Raw genomic sequence first — 17,488 nt, 5'->3', positions numbered from 1 at the left:
TCATGATGTCCCTCTGGGATGCGCTCCGGATGAATATGATGATCTCATATCAGGAACTTGTTCGCACCTTCCCTAGTAAACTGAGATACAGATAAATTAGACGAAAAGAGGGACACCGTGGACTCCATATTTTCTATTGGCATCCAGTCATTATGGGACGAATTGCGCCACATGCCAGTCGGGGGAGTCTGGTGGATTAATACGGACCGCAATGAAGACGCCTTAAGCCTGGTAAATCAAACGATTGCAGCACAAGATCAGGATGCGCGTGTGGCTGTCGTAACGATGGGTGAAGAGCCCAAAAAAACCATCAAACTCGATAGTCAACACGGACCAAAAAAGGTGCGACTTTTTTCCATGCCAAACGAAGCAAATAGTCTATACTTTTTGCCCCGTGATATTCAGTGTAGCATTGATCCCGATCACTATTTAGTGATGCTAAAGTGCGCAACGAATACTTGGCAGAATATATCCGCTGAAAATTTGCGACGCTGGTTAGAAAAAATCAATAAATGGGCGCGGAATCAAAATTGCACGCTTCTGGTTATCAACCCGGGCAATAATAATGATAAACAGTTCTCATTTTTAATGGGTGAATATCGGTCCCTTTTCGGTCTGGCGAGTATCCGCTACGAGACTGATAGCTATCTTTACGATATTGCATTCTGGTGCAATGAAAAAGGCGTCAGCGCCAGACAGCAGCTTGATCTGAAAAATATTGAAGGTGAATGGCATCTCGCTCAACAAGAAGAAACCGTTGTGCAGCCACGTAGTGATGAAAAACGCATACTGAGCCAAATTGATGTATTAGAAGGTGCACCAGCACTTTCTGAATATTGGTCGCTCTACGAAACAAATGAAGCCATGTTTAATGAGGCGCGCACCACTCAGGCCGCCACTATTGTTTTCTCATTAACACAAAACAACCAAATAGAAACGCTGGCCAAACAAATCCACACCCTCCGCCGTCAGCGCGGTAGCGCATTAAAAATCGTGGTACGCGAAAATCACACCAGCCTGCGCGCAACTGATGAGCGCCTGCTGCTGGGTTGCGGTGCGAGTATGGTTATTCCGTGGAACGCCCCACTTTCACGTTGTCTGACGCTGATTGAAAGTATTCAGGGCCAGCAGTTTAATCGGCATGTCCCGGAGGACATCACCACGCTGTTGTCGATGACGCAGCCGATGAAACTGCGCGGGTATCAGAAATGGGATACCTTCTGCGATGCGGTCAGTAATATGATGAATAACACACTGCTTCCTGCAGATGGAAAAGGTGTGATGGTTGCGCTCCGCCCTGTACCGGGTATTCGTGTTGAGCAAGCACTTACGCTGTGCCGCCCGAACCGTACAGGTGACATTATGACCATCGGTGATAACCGTCTGGTGCTGTTTTTGTCTTTCTGTCGGGTCAACGACCTCGATACCGCGCTTAACCATATCTTCCCCTTGCCCACTGGCGATATTTTCTCAAACCGCATGATTTGGTTCGAAGATAACCTGATAAGCGCAGAACTTTTGCAGATGCGTACCCTTACGCCAGATCAATGGGTCAAACCGCTCCCTATAACGAGCGATTTCAAACCGATTCTCAATGCTCAGCATGATGGACATGTCTGGCGTCGAATACCTGAACCGCTTCGCTTATTACCAGAAAGTGAGGAGAGCGCATCATCATGAATATCAGCGATATTATTCAACTGATCGTACTTTGTGCGCTCATTTTTTTCCCGCTTGGCTACTATGCACGCCATTCAATGCGCCGACTCCGTGATACGGCCAGATTGCTGTTTGCAAAACCTCGCTACGTTAAACCAGCCGGAACACTGACACGGGCTCCGCACGTCAAGGCAAACCAAAAAAATGACTAATTCGACCTATACTGCTTCAGCTCCTTCGCCGCTCTGGCAATACTGGCGCGGCCTTTCCGGCTGGAACTTCTACTTTTTGGTGAAGTTTGGTCTGCTGTGGGCTGGCTATCTGAATTTCCATCCCCTGCTCAACCTGGTGTTCATGGCCTTCTTGCTGATGCCGCTGCCGAATATCAGGCTGCATCGCTTACGTCACTGGATTGCTATACCCGTTGGCTTTGGCCTGTTCTGGCATGATACCTGGCTTCCTGGGCCGGACAGCATTATGAGCCAGGGCTCGCAAGTTGCAGGATTCAGCGCTGACTACCTTCTCGATCTAGCCGAGCGTTTTATTAACTGGCAGATGCTTGGTGCGGTGTTTGTGCTGTTGATTGCATGGCTTTTCCTGGCACAGTGGCTCCGTGTGACAGTATTCGTCGTCGCCATCATGATATGGCTTAACGTGCTCACTCTGGCGGGCCCAGGCTTCTCTCTGTGGCCGGCGAGTGAACCAGCCACCACGGTCACAACCACCGGCGGTAGCGCCGCTTCGACGGTCGCCACAGCGGGCGATACGCCTGTCGTCGGCGATATTCCGGCAGAAACTGCGCCCCCCACCTCCACAAACCTGAATGCCTGGCTATCCAGCTTCTATACCGCTGAAGATAAACGCCAGACCCGATTCCCGGATGCTTTGCCAGCCGATGCTCAACCCTTTGAACTGCTGGTCATTAACATCTGTTCTCTTTCGTGGGCCGATGTGGATGCCGCAGGATTGATGTCACATCCATTGTGGTCGCACTTTGATATTCAGTTTAAAGATTTCAACTCGGCAACATCGTATAGCGGCCCGGCAGCGATTCGTCTGCTGCGTGCAAGCTGTGGGCAGCCGTCGCATAAGAATCTGTATCAACCTGCTGGTAACCAGTGCTATTTGTTCGACAACCTGTCAAAACTGGGCTTTACACAGCATCTGATGCTGGGCCATAACGGCGTATTTGGGAACTTCCTGAAAGAAGTGCGGGAAAATGGTGGGATGCAAGCACCGCTGATGGACCAGACTGGCTTACCTGTTTCGTTGCTGGGCTTTGACGGTTCACCGGTCTATGACGATACCGCGGTATTGCAACGCTGGTTACAAACCATCCAGAAAGAGACGAATTCACGCAGCGCAACGTTCTATAACACCCTGCCACTGCATGACGGCAACCACTATCCTGGCGTAAGCAAAACGGCAGATTACAAAGTTCGCGCGCAGAAGTTGTTTGATGAACTGGATGCATTCTTCACCGAACTGGAAAAATCGGGTCGTAAAGTGATGGTGGTGGTTGTACCGGAACATGGTGGAGCGCTGAAAGGCGACAGGATGCAGGTTTCAGGACTGAGAGACATCCCAAGCCCGTCTATTACCAATGTCCCTGCTGGCATTAAATTCTTCGGTATGAAAGCGCCGCATCAGGGTGCACCTATCGAAATTACTCAGCCAAGCAGTTATCTGGCGATTTCTGAACTGGTCGCCCGTGCAGTAGACGGTAAGCTTTTCGTCGAAGACAGTGTGAACTGGAATCAACTGACCAGTGGTCTTCCTAAAACGGCAGAGGTATCGGAAAACGCCAATGCGGTTGTCATTCAGTACCAGAATAAACCGTATGTTCGCCTGAATGGCGGCGATTGGGTTCCGTATCCGCAGTAACAACACTGACCCTTTCCCCGCAGGGGAGAGGGTCAGTCCCGTCCAATACTATTGCTCTGAGAGCCACACCAGCATTTTAAGGCTTGCGGAGTAGTAGTCGTCCTTTGCGGTAATGTCAGGTTCTCCGGGAGATTGCCCCATCGTTAAATCCCTTACCGCCAACAGACCCCCTTCCATCATGTAAGGTGCGTATTCGTTAGTCGTCACGTTTACCCACGCCGGTGTTTTTTCACGGCTGAACTGACCAAACCAGGAGCGCCATGGAGTGAGTAGCAGGCTTTGTTGATTAAACCAGTGCACATACAACGGAATACGAATGGCATCGTAACTCATCCGCGGCGGCCAAGCTTTCGCCGGAGTAAGCTTCCCACCAGCATCAAGAGAAACCCAGTCCGTCGGCAAATTCGCCTTACCCGAGCCCATTTTTCCCAGCAACCGCTGTCCATCCTGAATCAGTTCACGCCATACCTGTAAATGGCTACGATCGGCAAACGCCTGCCATGCCGGGAACACAAAGTAGGAGGGATTAAGCACAACTTCGCTGTTGAGATTAAACCCGTTAGCACCAGGCAACATGACTCGATAACCTGCATACCGAATCACATTGTGAGTGAGAAGGGCTTTGGCAATCTCATCCGAGGCAGTGCTATAGCGTTTGTCATGCCAACGCGCATCCGCTTTTAACAGCGCCCACGCAATCATCACATCACCATCCGTGGCGTTGTTTTTGTCGGTGATTGGGTTTGCCTCTACAGGGTTATAACGCCAGTAAAACAACCCATTATCTTTGTTCTTCAGCGTACTGTTCGTCCACTGCCACAGCTTGTCAAACGTTGCTTTATCATCATTTTCTACCGCCATCAGCATGGCAAAACCTTGCCCTTCGGTATGAGAAACGCTGCCATTGCCAGTATCGACAATACGGCCATCAGGCATAAAGAAACGCGCCTTGTAATTCTCCCAGGCCTGGCCTGCCTGAGAGAAAGGAGAAAACAGTACACTCACCATGACCACCAGCGCGGCACATGTGGACTTTCGCATAATTAACTCATTGTGGATTGTGGTAACGGAACTGAACGTCCGAAATGGAAAAGAGACGATCGCGACTCACCGTCACATGCGCTTTTCCGCCCTGCCCCTGCATCCAGTGGGCATATAATCCCTCCAGTATTGCACAGAAGGCATGACACCAGCGGTTTTGCTGATCGGCAATCCGGCTCACCGGCAACCCCTGATGACGCAACGTCAGATCAGTTTCATGCGTGTCTATATCCACACAGCCCCAGCCGAAACGCGCAAGCCGGGCATTAATGTTGGCCTCCAGTTCACCAACGGTTTCCGACGGTGGAAGCGGGAACTGTTCAGCAAGGGCGTGCCCCATTTGTCGCAGGAACGGCTGGCTCTCAGGTTCACCCACATTTCGCACCATACCTTCGACCATTAACGCCAGCAGATCAAACCAGCCTTCTGGCGTTTGCTGTCCACGAAACCAGCCCAGCAGTGCCGGATTATCCATACTCTGTGTCATTATTTATCTCCCAGCATGTAGCGGAAATAAACCCCCGCCGTACTTTCGTTATAACTGCCAAAGGTGTCGTAACCGACTTTGCCGCCAATGGTCATGTCTTTGTTGACGTTGTAGTCCACGCCAGCGCGAACCGTATAGCCAATACCATTTTCAGAGGTACTCTTGTAATGAGCCTCTTTAGTAAAGCCAAGGTTTGCCAGAGTCTCTAACGCCTTCTGGGCTTCCGGGCTGTCCGGGAAGTAGTCACTGCTGTCCTGGCTGTAGGACTGATAACCCACGGAGCCCCCAAGATTCAGCTTCCAGTTATCAAACTTCTGCGAATAATCGACCGGCAAAGAAACGCTGACGTAGTTTTGCGGGCTGAAGTAGCCCCCTTGTCCGAGCGTGAACTGACTGAGGTTCTTCGAGAAGTCCATCCAGCCGATGCTGATCCCCGTCTGAACCTGGCGATAATCGTCATGATATGGACGCACATACACGCCCGCATTCGCATTAATACTGGTATTGCTGGCAACATTCTCACCCAGATAGCTATAACCCCCACCACCCACGTAGAAACCGGCGTCACCATCGTCATAGCTTAGCTGCGCCGTGCCGCCATTTTTGGTCACCCGTCCCCACGTCTCGCCGGAATATTTGTCTTTCATACCCACGTAAGACAGCAAGCTGTCGGTGACCGCGCGGCGCTCACCCGTCAGAATAAGTGACAGATAATCTGTCAGTTTTGGTGACCATTTCACGCCACCCACCAGCGTACTGAGATCCTGGCCCAATGGCGTACTGCCGATATCCAGTTTGTAGTCTTTACCGCTTAACGCCATATTCAGCTCTATACCGTTAGCTTTCTGCGAGTCAGTTGAGTCTGAAATCGAGCTGCCGGAATTGGGCTTATAGGTGCTCTGACTTAACTCAGTCAGACGATTTGACGTAAGCAATTGGTCGAAAAGCGCATAGCCAGGTTCCGTGAATGGCGTAAAGTTTGCCGCATCTTTATACGCACTGAGATCGGTGAATTGAGCGCCATTGACGGTATCATTAAGGGCTGCATTCACAGCGGTACTGACGTTGTTCACTGCATTGGCCAGCGGATTCGTACCATAACGACGCCATGCGTCCCCGCTCGCACTGCCCGCGCTCAGCGTCACCGGCGTAGCCGTAAACTCGAAGCGAGATTCGCCAAACGGCGAGGTGGACCAGGTCAGCGGCGCTTTGACTTCCGTCAGCTTACTGGTTCCCGACTCACCATCACGCCCACGCACTTCTACGCCACCCTGCAACCACATACCGGTTTGCTCGTCCATCTGCTGCATCATGTCATCGACCTGACGCAGCGTACGGCTCTGTGCCGTTTCCTGCGGTAAATCCGTGCGTGTTGTTCCAGGCAGCGTTGAGCCTGGCTCACGTGCTGTCTGAGCCAGTTGCCACGGCAACGCGTTTCCACTGGAGGTTGTCGCTCCCACGGCCTGTGACGTGCGGCTGGTACTGACAAACGGGTTATCTGCAAGCAGCAGGCCGCCCATTGTCGGCGTTGCTGCGCTGTTGGTGGACTCCAGGCCCACCAGCTTACCGCGCGCGCTGCGCAGATACGTCATGGCTTGCTGGTGATTACCTTGCGCCTCTTCCAGACGAGCCAACAACAGCAGACGTTGTGGGGAGTTGTTAGTTTGCAGGCCATTCGCAAGCTGTTTTGCCTTCGCAACATTATCTTCCGCCAGCGCAACATCGATAGCGCCGACGCGCGCATCCTGGTCCGGCGTATCGCGGGTCATCAGGTAGTCATAAACCACCCCGGCTTCTTTATTCATTTTGCCGGTCTGGTAGAGACGTGCCATGGCAAACATCAGGTCGGTATTCTGCGGATCACTTTGTAACGCGCGAATCAACTTGTCATACGCAGCGGCATAGTTGCCCTGCTCTCGCAGTTGATCCGCTTCGTTAATAACGTAACCGTTACGCACGCCTGCCAGCTGCGTTGGCGTACTACGGGACAGAAGTTCCGGGCTGGAGAGGAAGCTCTGGGCTTCACTGTTCAACCCTGCCTGATTAAGGACCGCGACCTGATCGGCATAGTCACCCGCATTCCCTTTCACACCATCGCTCATGTTGCCACGCACAACCGAAACCGCACCGGTGAGATCACCGCTTTGCGCCAGCATTTTTGCCAGTTTTCCGGCATCGGCTGGGCTCTCTGGTGGGCGTGATGATAAGGTTTTCAGAGTGTTTGCGGCGGCAACAGAATTACCCTGAGCCAGATAGCGTTCCGCTGTCGCCATTTGCAGGTTGTAATTTACTCGCTGTGACAGCTCGCGCATTTGTGCCGTCTGGCTGCCAGGTGAAACGCGGGAAAGCAACGTTTGTGCTTGCTGCCACGCATCGTTCTCACTGGCAAACAGTGCGGCAGCATACAATGAGCTCGCCCCTGCGCCAGGGCGTGATGCCGGCTGAATAACTGAAGCCGCTTCGCTATCGGCCCCGGATTTTTGCAGCAACCGCGCCAGGTCGAGACGCAACCAGGGATCATCGGGTAAACGTGCGACACCCTGACGAAGGATGGCGATCGCCTGCGGCGTATTTCCGCTATCTGCCGCCTGCTGGGCCTGACGGCGAATCGGATCGCCAGGCAGGCCACTGACTACTCGCGGTTGAAGCTTCGCCTGGAGGCTGGCTGGCAAAGTACGCAACATGGCCTGCGCTTCCGCAGTCTTATCCTGCTCTTTCAGAACATAATAGAGGTTTTCACGCGCCGCACCGTTCTGCGGCTGCTCGTTCACCATGTCACGCAGGATCTGTTCCGCCTGCGGATAGTCTTTGTTATGACGCAAAACATCGGCACGGAACAGCTTAGCGGCCGTACCGCGCTCGCCCGTTTGTTGTGCCAGAGGCGCAGACAACGCCAGCGCCTGGCTGATATTGCCCTCTTTCAGCGACTGCTGAGCCTGAGCAAGCTGTCCATAAAATGCAGCATCATCGGCCTGGGTCTGGCGCTCGGCAGAAGCCTCCCCACCCTGGCTGGCTGCACGACCAAGATACTGAGCAGCTGCCTGATAATCCCCCTTACGCTGAGCGATATAGCCCATACCAGCCAGCGCATCGGCATCCTGCGGATTCGTTTGCAGCACCTGTTCAAACTGGCGTTTCGCGGCATCGGTATTGCCGCTATTCAGCGCGGTAAACCCTTCTCCCTTCGCGGCGCCACCGACATTTTTACGGTAATAGGCCTGCACTTCGCTATCCTGCGGATGGCGCTGCAGCCAGGTATCGTAAAACTGCTCATCACCCGATTTCGGCCCAAGCCATAACAGCGCCTGCCGTAATCCGGCATCAGCATCTTTACTACCGCTTGCCATTTGCTGAAGCTGGATGATCCCGTCACGGCGTGTCTCTTCACGCCAGGTGAGCATTTTACCCAGCGCGACGCGCGCCGCATTGTCCTGTGGATTCTGTGCCACGAAACGCTGCAACTCGCCTAACGCTCGCGGGTAGAGAGACTTATCGCTCCCCATGGTCTGGTAATACTCTGGCGCGAGGCTCGCAGGCGGGGTATCGCCATTGAACAGTGTTTTCCAGGTATCCAGTGCCGCCGGAATATTCCCGCTACGCGCCTGCTGACGTGCGAGTGTTAAGGTTCCCTGCGGGACTTGCGTCATCTGTTTGGCATTATCGAGCGACTGTAAACCCGCATCATTCGGTGACACTTTTGCCAGGCGCGCACGCCACTGTGCCGCCTCCTGCAGATCACCATTTTGCTGCGCCCACAGTGCCATCAGATACAGCGCCTGAGTATTATTGGCATCGACCATCAGCACTTTTTTGAGTGACTCACTCGCCAGATCATCGTGGGATTTTTCGTGCCAGTAGTTCGCCTGGTCGAACAATGCCTTGAGTGCTGCATCGTTTTGCGCAGCATTCGCGGCAGTGCCAAATGCCAGCACACCGGAAAGGCAAATCACCGATTTAATTGTTATTTTTTTCACTTTTCCGTCTCCGGGTTCAAACGCTTACGCGCACGCTTTTTCAGCCAGGCATAAAGCCCTAAACCGGCCAATGTACTGGTGATAAGACCCAGGATGGCCAACAGCGCCGAGTGCTGGTTGGCATACCAGACAATCATCATTTGCACTGGCATCTCGCCACTCGGGAATTGCGACCCCACACGGAAACTGCGAACACCGTTTTCGTTTGTGATGATTGCAGCATCACCACGGATCCCGGCATTGATGCGTGCGGAAGTTAAGTCGTCATGCAATCTGGAAAGCTGTTCGTCGTTACTGCCAAGCGCCATAACCACGACGCGATCGCTGTTCCAGGCAGAGCGGAAGCTCACAAAACCACGCCAGGCCTCATTCGAGGAGAAGTAACGATCCGCATCTACGCCATCCGATGTCCAGTCACCTGCGACCCAGCGCTGCAGTTTCTGCCAGGTTGAGGGAGTACGGACGCCCAGCGTATTGTCATGAGAGGTAAACGGAGAACCCGTCAACAGTGACTGGTTGAAGTCATGCTGCGCCATACCACTTACGGCCAGCACATCACGTGTTCGCAGTAATTCGAGGTTTGCCCCTGCCGTCGGCACACCCAACACCACACGGTTGTTATACAGTGCTGTGCCTGTTGCATTACCGGAACGCGCGGCCATATCGAGCAGAGTCGCGACCTGGGTTTCCGTTGGCTGTTCTGGCAGCAGCAGAACCGTTTGTGAATAGTCAGCTAAACGCGTGAACGGGAAAGATGCACCCACAAAGTAAGAGAGATTAGGCAACAGCGAAAAGTGACGCGTATGACTCAAATCAATCCATGAATCTTCATCAATACGGCTCTTAATGTTGTTATTTAACAGCACACTACATGGCGCATTCTCTTTTGCCACAATGTTGAAGTACAGCGAGAGCTGGTTATCGCCATAAATCATGTATGGTTCCAGCGGCATATCAAACTTCTCCTGGCGCGCATCCCCGCCCACCTTATGCCACAGCGTCTCCAGTGCACCTTGCTTGTTCACCGGGAGATTGTGCAGGAAGGTGTCGTTCATGGTCATACTCAGCCATGAACGGTTCTCATCAATCCAGTTTTCCGTCGGGAAGCGATAGCCAATATGCAGCGGGATCGTTTCGCCGTCCCACAGGAACAGGTCAGGCGCTGCGCGGAAGGCAACACGCAGTGGCGCATGCCAGAGACCGGTGACTGTTAAACTTTGATCTTTACGGATCAATTCAGAGAGCTTCACAGGACGATCGGTTGGGATCCATCGCGGTGCATCATAGGGTTTGCTCGCCGGGATCGTTTGAGAAGGGATCACCATACTGTCGGTTTGCAGCGCAAAGTTACCCCGCGTTAAACGCCAGGCCGCTGTGCGCAACGCCGCTTCATCGCTACCGACAACCAGCAGAAGCTTGTAAACCGGGTTCGCCGGGTTATCGATGATTTTGAGCATAGGCTGGGTGGTTTGCGGCAATGCCAGTCCACCAATCTTATCGCCTGGATGACCAATCAGGATGCCGTTTTTCTCCGGCAGAGTATCGTTTAACGCGGCAAAAGAGACACCGCGATAGTCCGCCTGAATCCCCAACCAGGAAGAGATTAACGCGGCAGCACCAAGCGCATCACTGCTGAGTTTTGGCCCAAAGGCAAAAGCAATGGTGGCAGGCGTCATCTGCATGCTATCGAAAAAGGGCCGTGGGAAGTGGCTTAAGTCCGCACCGATATCCAGTTGCTGGCCTTCCAGTTCAAAACGGGAATCCGGCAGGAGCGTCACGCTGTATTTATCTGACAGATCGCGCTGACACTGCATGGCGTCGCCGTCGTTAATTTTAAAGCTCAGGCTGTTACTGGAGACGAGCAACGCTGCCGGAATATCCAGCTGGAAGCGAGAAATATCCGTATCCGCTGCACCCAATGGCACTGTGCCTAATGGCTGTCCATTGAGCATCAGTTGCATAGTCGCGTTACGCGTAGCCATCGCCGGAGAGACTTTTAAATTTAACGACAGCCGCGCATTGGTGATCACCTGATCAACAGGCAGGGTAAAGTTCATTCCCCCTTGCAACTGGCCACCGCTCAGGGTAACGCCTTGTGGCTGCCCCATCTGCGCAACGCTTATCGTGTTCACCGTAGAGGGAACAAAACTTGCAGCAGGGGGCGACGATACAGGCCCCGTCGGGGCTGGCATCTCTACCGGCAACAACGACGCAACGGAGGTTTCCTCACTGTGCAACGGCAGTGCGATAAGTGAAGCGGCAAGCAAAGTGAGTTGAGTCAGACGTTTCATGCGTTGCCGTCCTCCTGTGCCTGTACTTTTGCCTGTGCCCGCCGATTTTCCCGCCGCGTTTTCCACGTCAGCCAGAAGAGATCAAATACGCAGCGTACAATCGTCGCCAGAGAACGGAACGGGTTATCCTGCGGTTTCGGTGGCTGGATCCAGGCATCGGCACGCGCCAGTACCACTCGAACCAGTTCACGACGTCGAGAAAGAGGAATGTCTTCAAACATCAGGCGGATAAATTGCTCGTCCGTTGCCACTACCTTTACCGGAATGCTAATCGCACCCGATTGCAGCAGCAGCTCAATCTCTTCGATTTCATCCGTCAGATGACGATCGTCCGGTAACTCAATACGGCATCCCCCCATCGACAGGTCAGCCGTCTGACTACGGGAAGAGATACCGCTCGCATAGTGAATGAGCACCGGAATGGTGACATCAATACGGATCGTTTTACGCGTCTGACGCGTTTCACGAGCCACGGCAATCGCGGCAAGCAGGAAGATCAGGCTATACAAGCCCCAGCCAACGTTGAGCGCAATAACACGGGGATCAACGCCATAATAGTCATGCGCAAACGCGCGAACGATACCGGCAATAACGCCAATGCCCAGCAAGATGGCAATCACCAAATGCGGCCTTACCACACTGAAATCGAAGTAGCCGACATTGAGCAGCCCACCTTTATCCGTCACATTAAACTTACCCCGTTTAGGGAAAATCATCGTAACGGCAGTCGGCAGCACCAGATGGAACGCCAGCACCAGGTCGTAAATTTCACCCCAGAAGCTGTAACGGTAGCGGCCATTCATGCGTGAGTTCAGGTAGATCGCCAGGAAGAGATGCGGCAATGCATAGGCAAACACCAGGCTCGCTGACGAGTGAATAATATTGAGGTTAAACAGCAGATAAGCCAGCGGCGCAGTCAGGAACGCAATGCGCGGCAAAGCAAACTGGTAATAGAGCATGGCGCTCAGATAACACAGTCTCTGCTGGATGGTCAGACCGCGGCCAAACAACGGATTATCGAGACGGAAAATCTGCGTCATTCCGCGCGCCCAGCGCGTACGCTGAATCACATGCAGAACCAGACGTTCGGTAGCAAGGCCTGCTGCCAGAGGGATATCCAGGAAGGCCGATTTCCAGCCGAGACGCTGCATCTTCAGTGCGGTATGCGCATCTTCTGTCACCGTTTCTACCGCGAAGCCACCAATCTCTTCCAGCGCGCTACGGCGGATGACCGCACAGGAACCGCAGAAGAACGTGGCGTTCCAGTTGTCATTACCCTGCTGAATCGGACCGTAGAACAGTGTGCCTTCGTTAGGAATGTTGCGCCCAACAGAGAGGTTGCGCTCAAACGGATCGGGCGAATAGAAATAGTGTGGTGTCTGCACCAGCGCCAGCTTCGGATCTTTCAGGAAACCACCAACCGTTGCCTGCAAGAAAATGCGGGTTGCCACGTGATCACAGTCGAAGACCGTAATTAACTCACCCTGAGTGAGTTTCATCGCATGGTTAAGGTTACCGGCCTTCGCATGAGAGTTGTCATTACGAGTGATGTAACCAACGCCGACATCAGCCGCAAAGACGGCAAACTCGCGGCGCTTCCCATCATCCAGCAGGTAGATCTTCATTTTGTCACGGGGATAATCGATACACTGCGCCGCAAGAACCGTATCACGAACAACATCCAGTGATTCGTTATAGGTTGGGATATAGACATCGACCGTCGGCCATGTCGACATATCATCCGGCAAAGGCACGATTTCACGTTTCAGCGGCCAGATAGTTTGCAGGTAGTTCAGCAGTAAAAGTACCCAAACGTAGACTTCCGCCAGAAATAACCCCATCCCCAGGATGGTTTCAATTTCAGAATTAAAATGCAGCGTCTGTGTCAGGCGGAAATACATATAGCGGGTCGACATCAAGAGTGACATCACGACCATAATCACTGAAATACTGCGCCTTTTACTGAATCCCATTAAGAACAGTAAACCGATACTAATAAAACCAAAAATATACTGTTTTTGGCTATCCATCGGCGTAATGATGATCAGCAAGGCGACAGGAACCATTGCCAGTAACAGCAAAATAAAGAGAAACTTTTTCATAGGTTGCCCTGCGTGGAATTAGAACCCCGACCTGCGTGGAAGGGTGTGAACTGTGCCGTCACCCACTTTCACCCCAAGGATGCCCGCGACTTTTTTGGCAATAAGCTCAATGTCGAAAGCGGCAGCTGACGCCGGGCTAAAGTCGAATACAGACTGTTGGGAGGCATTTGCTTCACCAACACTTTCATCGCGGTGAACCACGCCCAGAAGCTTATCGCCAAGCTTATTCTCGACGAAGGCCGTCACATCACGGCTGATTTGTCGGCGGTTATCACTCTGGTTAAGCACAAAGTAGTGCCCTGCTTTTTGATTCAGCACACTTCCCGTCAGGCGCTGGTTTTCGATCTGCGGCAACAGCGAAAGAGAGGCCGTATCTGCCAGTAACGTCACCAGATGGAGATCGGCAAGGCGTGACATTGCTTTCAGCGCAGGTGATGGACCAGGAGGGAAATCAGCAACAATGATCAAACCAGGGTAGTTGAGCAGCGTGCTCAGCCCGCGCGTAAGAAAATGTTCATCGTTTGTGAGGCGTTCTTCAAATGCCAGGCGCTGCGCCTCGGAGGCATCACCGTAGGGCAGGACAAAAATATTGCCCCCGGCGGTCAATACAAACTGGCTCCAGTCGGAAGACTCTGCTGCTTTGGCAACATAGCCACGACTATCCGAAAGAGGGACCCCAAAATGCAGGCGCAATGCGTTTTGCACATCAAAATCCAGTGCCAATACTTTGCTTCCCGAGCGTGCCAGTGCATACGCCAGGTTAGCGGTCATCGTGGTTTTACCTACCCCACCTTTTGGTGAGCAAACGCAAACTAACGGCATGTGGCGATCCTTTCCAGCAGTGAATTCAATGGCTGGTTTTTTTCAGCCGCAGGCGATGGCGTACTGGTCGCCGGTGCAAACAGGCGAGTGAAATCCACAGAGGTTTTCTCTGGTGCAGGCACTGGCTCAGGCACATAGGGACGGGAGGGAGAAGGCACGGGTGAGGCCGCAACAGGCGTTTGTCGGGATACCTCTGTCAGCTGTTCATCTACCCCCTGCAGAATGGAAGAAACAACCACGGGTTTAAGCTCAACAGCGGCAACCTGCAGCACTGGAGTGAGTTCACTCAGCGCAAATGTATCTTCCGTGACGAGTTCCGGCACAGGAAGCGAAACATGTCCGCCAGCGGCAAGTGAATTGACTTCAGTGACAGGACTTAGCTGGTTGAGAATGGCCCAGCTTCCCTGATCCTGCGCCTGATTCTGGGAAGAGAAATCCTTAAAATCGAGCGCCTGGCTACGCGTTTTATCCTTAAATCGCTGCAAATCATCATAATGATTCATAGTTATACTCATGATTTACAAAACAATAATGCACCTACCACAACTTGATTTATGTGGTCACGAATGTTCAACAGATGTATTTATTCAGGTGTAGGTGCACAGTCACGTTACGGTTTTAACGTACGTATATTATTGGCGTGTATAAATTACGGTTTTACTACCACGCTGCTTATTTTCAGCAAAAACATAAACATCAGCCATGCACATGCTATCTGTTTTTTAACGCAAAAAATATGGAGGTATTTATAACCAAAAAACAAAGAACAGGAAGATTTAACATTTGATTAAACGTCTTTTTCAAGATGATTGTATTAACATAACCCCGTGACTCAGAGGTTATACCCATTTAGGATGATTCTTACTTTAATAAAATGTTACTCAGAGAAATATTTGGAAATACTTTTTCATCGTTACTTTTTAATAATCTAACTTAACTCTTTATTCTAACTAAAATTATCTCTTGCCTACTATTTTTCAGGAGGGAGGATAAAAATGGTGCAAACAGGTAAAAAAAAGGAGCCATTGGCTCCCTGATGTTATTCAGCACTTCGCAGTGAGATTTCACCACCCACCCATGGCTTGATAACGCCATCCTGCTCCAGTAGCAGCGCGCCTTGTGCGTCAATCCCACGTGAAACACCGTAGATCTCTTTATCACCGATAAGTAATTTCACAGGCCGATTGATGAAGTTATCGAGTTTCTCCCAACGAGAAAGAAACGGCGTAAGGCCATCCTGTTCAAATAGAGAGAGCGAATTGCGCAGCTCTTTGATCAGGCGAATGGCAAGGGTGTTACGATCGATAGTAATACCGGCTTCGTGGAGATTGGTCCAGGCTTGGTTGACAACATCTGCCTGAACATTACGCATCACCAGGTTTACACCCGCACCAATCACGATCTGTGCAGCATCACCCGTTTTTCCCGTCAGTTCGACTAAAATACCGGCCAGTTTACGATCCTGAATATAAAGGTCATTAGGCCATTTCACACGAACCTGATCTGCTCCCAGGTCGTGCAACACCTCCGCCATGATGATACCAATGACCAGGCTTAGGCCAATTGCAGCGGCCGGCCCCTGCTCAAGACGCCAGTACATAGAGAGGTAAAGGTTTGCTCCAAACGGCGAGAACCACTTGCGGCCCCGACGGCCACGTCCGGCTTGCTGATATTCCGCCACACAAGCATCGCCAGACTCCAGCTCACCCAGACGATCCAGGAGATATTGGTTGGTCGAGTCGATTACTGGCAATACAGCAACCTTTCCCTCTGTAATTTGGTTGCGAATCACTGCTTCATCCAGCAGCTGAATGGGCTCTGGCAGGCTGTATCCTTTCCCTGGTATCGTGAACACATCCACACCCCAATCGCGAAGAGTCTGGATATGTTTGTTGATGGCTGCGCGGCTCATACCCAGATGTTCACCTAGCTGCTCGCCAGAGTGGAATTCGCCGTCAGAGAGGATGCTAATCAGGGTCAATGGAACAGTATTGTCTTTCACGCAATCGTCTCCACGGCATTCACTTCACCAGAGCGACCAATGAAGCGGACTTCTGGCTCCAGCCAGACGTTAAATTTCTCGCCAACACACTGACGAACATGATGTGCAAGCTGCACGACATCATCACTGGTTGCATCGTGTTGGTTAATCAAAACCAGTGCCTGCTGAAAATGCACTGCAGCCCCTCCCTTCGAGGCGCCCTTCAACTGGCACTGGTCGATAAGCCAACCAGCAGCGAGCTTAATACTCCCATCGGTTTGCGGATAATGAGGGACACCAGGCCAGGCTGCCAGCAACGCTTGTGCATTTTCGCTGCTAATTACAGGGTTTTTAAAGAAACTACCCGCATTTCCACTTACTTTTGGATCAGGCAGTTTAGTCATTCGCATGTGACAAACAGAATCAAAGATCTCCCGGGCAGAGACATTTTGCGGATCAAGACGGGTTAAATCTCCGTAGGTCAGAACTGGCAGCCACTGTTTTGCCAGGCGCAAACCGACCGAGACAATCGCATAGCGATCCTGATACTCATGTTTGAAAATACTGTCGCGATAGCCAAAACGGCACTGCTCTGCCGTCAGGCGTAAGGCCTTACCTGTCGCTAGTTCAATACAATCGACATACTCACAAACATGTTTAAGTTCAATACCATAAGCACCGATATTTTGAATAGGGGAAGAGCCGACGCAGCCAGGTATAAGTGCCAGATTTTCCAGGCCAGGCATGCCTTTTTCGAGCGAGTATTGCACCAGGTTATGCCAGTTTTCACCAGCGCCAACATGCAAATGCCAGCTATCCATGCTCTCTTCGATATCAATGCCCATGATACGGTTGAGGATCACCGTCCCCGCAAAATCATCGAGAAACAGGACATTACTTCCTTCGCCCAGAATCAGGACTGGTTGATGGCTGTCTGCTGCAGTTTTCCAGGCGTCGAGCAATTGTTTGGCATTTTCAGCACGAACAATTTGATTAGCATTTCGTTGAATGCCAAAGGTATTCCAGGGCTTAAGGGAGTGATTCATGAACGCTATCCTGATGCAAAAACCCGGATAGTTTACCGTATATACGTGGGGATAGGTGATTAGTTTGTGGAGATGCTGATATTGTAGAAACGCAAAAAGGCCATCCTTCCGGATGGCCTTTTCACTTATTTGATGCCTGGCAGTTCCCTACTCTCACATGGGGAGACCCCACACTACCATCGGCGCTACGGCGTTTCACTT

At 51.9% G+C, this 17,488-nt stretch carries 12 protein-coding genes; 3 read left to right on the top strand and 9 right to left on the bottom strand.

What is annotated here, in order from left to right; all coding sequences use genetic code 11:
* The first annotated feature begins 117 nt into the window (after window positions 1–117).
* The 3 genes from bcsE to bcsG are packed head-to-tail and all read left to right on the top strand — an operon-like array spanning window position 118 to window position 3,543.
* A complete protein-coding gene (bcsE, locus tag GF617_RS24750; RefSeq protein ID WP_203452670.1) occupies window positions 118–1,680 on the top strand; it encodes a cellulose biosynthesis c-di-GMP-binding protein BcsE in 1,563 nt (520 codons plus the stop codon).
* Window positions 1,674–1,871, top strand: coding sequence for a cellulose biosynthesis protein BcsF (gene bcsF, locus GF617_RS24745; protein WP_181623856.1), 198 nt, complete (start codon window positions 1,674–1,676; stop codon window positions 1,869–1,871). Before bcsE ends, bcsF begins: the two co-directional genes overlap by 7 nt.
* On the top strand, window positions 1,864–3,543 hold the full coding sequence (bcsG, locus tag GF617_RS24740) for a cellulose biosynthesis protein BcsG (RefSeq protein WP_203452669.1): 1,680 nt from the start codon (window positions 1,864–1,866) through the stop codon (window positions 3,541–3,543). Before bcsF ends, bcsG begins: the two co-directional genes overlap by 8 nt.
* A gap of 48 nt (window positions 3,544–3,591) precedes the next feature.
* Here bcsG and GF617_RS24735 read toward each other — a convergent pair whose 3' ends face one another.
* The 9 genes from GF617_RS24735 to murB all read right to left on the bottom strand — a co-directional run bounded on the left by GF617_RS24735 (window position 3,592) and on the right by murB (window position 17,287).
* Window positions 3,592–4,584 (bottom strand): glycosyl hydrolase family 8, encoded by a 993-nt coding sequence (locus GF617_RS24735; RefSeq protein ID WP_203452668.1) that lies wholly within the window; start codon window positions 4,582–4,584, stop codon window positions 3,592–3,594.
* A 7-nt stretch (window positions 4,585–4,591) separates the two neighbouring features.
* Window positions 4,592–5,071, bottom strand: coding sequence for a cellulose biosynthesis protein BcsD (gene bcsD, locus GF617_RS24730; RefSeq protein WP_181621322.1), 480 nt, complete (start codon window positions 5,069–5,071; stop codon window positions 4,592–4,594).
* Window positions 5,071–9,045 carry a cellulose biosynthesis protein BcsC gene (locus GF617_RS24725; RefSeq protein ID WP_203452667.1) on the bottom strand — a complete coding sequence of 1,325 codons (3,975 nt, stop codon included), beginning with the start codon at window positions 9,043–9,045 and terminating at the stop codon, window positions 5,071–5,073. Before GF617_RS24725 ends, bcsD begins: the two co-directional genes overlap by 1 nt.
* Window positions 9,042–11,336, bottom strand: a complete 2,295-nt coding sequence (gene bcsB, locus GF617_RS24720; protein ID WP_181621324.1) for a cellulose biosynthesis cyclic di-GMP-binding regulatory protein BcsB — start codon at window positions 11,334–11,336, stop codon at window positions 9,042–9,044. The genes GF617_RS24725 and bcsB overlap by 4 nt, the downstream gene beginning before the upstream one ends.
* Window positions 11,333–13,438, bottom strand: a complete 2,106-nt coding sequence (gene bcsA, locus GF617_RS24715) for a UDP-forming cellulose synthase catalytic subunit (protein ID WP_181621325.1) — start codon at window positions 13,436–13,438, stop codon at window positions 11,333–11,335. Before bcsA ends, bcsB begins: the two co-directional genes overlap by 4 nt.
* An 18-nt stretch (window positions 13,439–13,456) precedes the next feature.
* Window positions 13,457–14,260: a cellulose biosynthesis protein BcsQ gene (bcsQ, locus tag GF617_RS24710; RefSeq protein WP_181621326.1), complete on the bottom strand. Its 804-nt coding sequence runs from the start codon at window positions 14,258–14,260 to the stop codon at window positions 13,457–13,459.
* Window positions 14,251–14,763 carry a cellulose biosynthesis protein BcsO gene (locus GF617_RS24705; RefSeq protein WP_203452666.1) on the bottom strand — a complete coding sequence of 171 codons (513 nt, stop codon included), beginning with the start codon at window positions 14,761–14,763 and terminating at the stop codon, window positions 14,251–14,253. Before GF617_RS24705 ends, bcsQ begins: the two co-directional genes overlap by 10 nt.
* 536 nt (window positions 14,764–15,299) lie before the next feature.
* Window positions 15,300–16,262 (bottom strand): bifunctional biotin--[acetyl-CoA-carboxylase] ligase/biotin operon repressor BirA, encoded by a 963-nt coding sequence (gene birA / locus GF617_RS24700; RefSeq protein ID WP_203452665.1) that lies wholly within the window; start codon window positions 16,260–16,262, stop codon window positions 15,300–15,302.
* Window positions 16,259–17,287 (bottom strand): UDP-N-acetylmuramate dehydrogenase, encoded by a 1,029-nt coding sequence (gene murB / locus GF617_RS24695; RefSeq protein ID WP_203452664.1) that lies wholly within the window; start codon window positions 17,285–17,287, stop codon window positions 16,259–16,261. Before murB ends, birA begins: the two co-directional genes overlap by 4 nt.
* Window positions 17,288–17,488 lie beyond the last annotated feature (201 nt).

Source organism: Lelliottia sp. RWM.1, from assembly GCF_016859735.1.
Taxonomy (GTDB): Bacteria; Pseudomonadota; Gammaproteobacteria; order Enterobacterales; family Enterobacteriaceae; genus Enterobacter.
The sequence above is the reverse complement of the archived record's forward strand: the minus strand, read 5'-3'. Positions and strand labels throughout refer to the sequence as shown.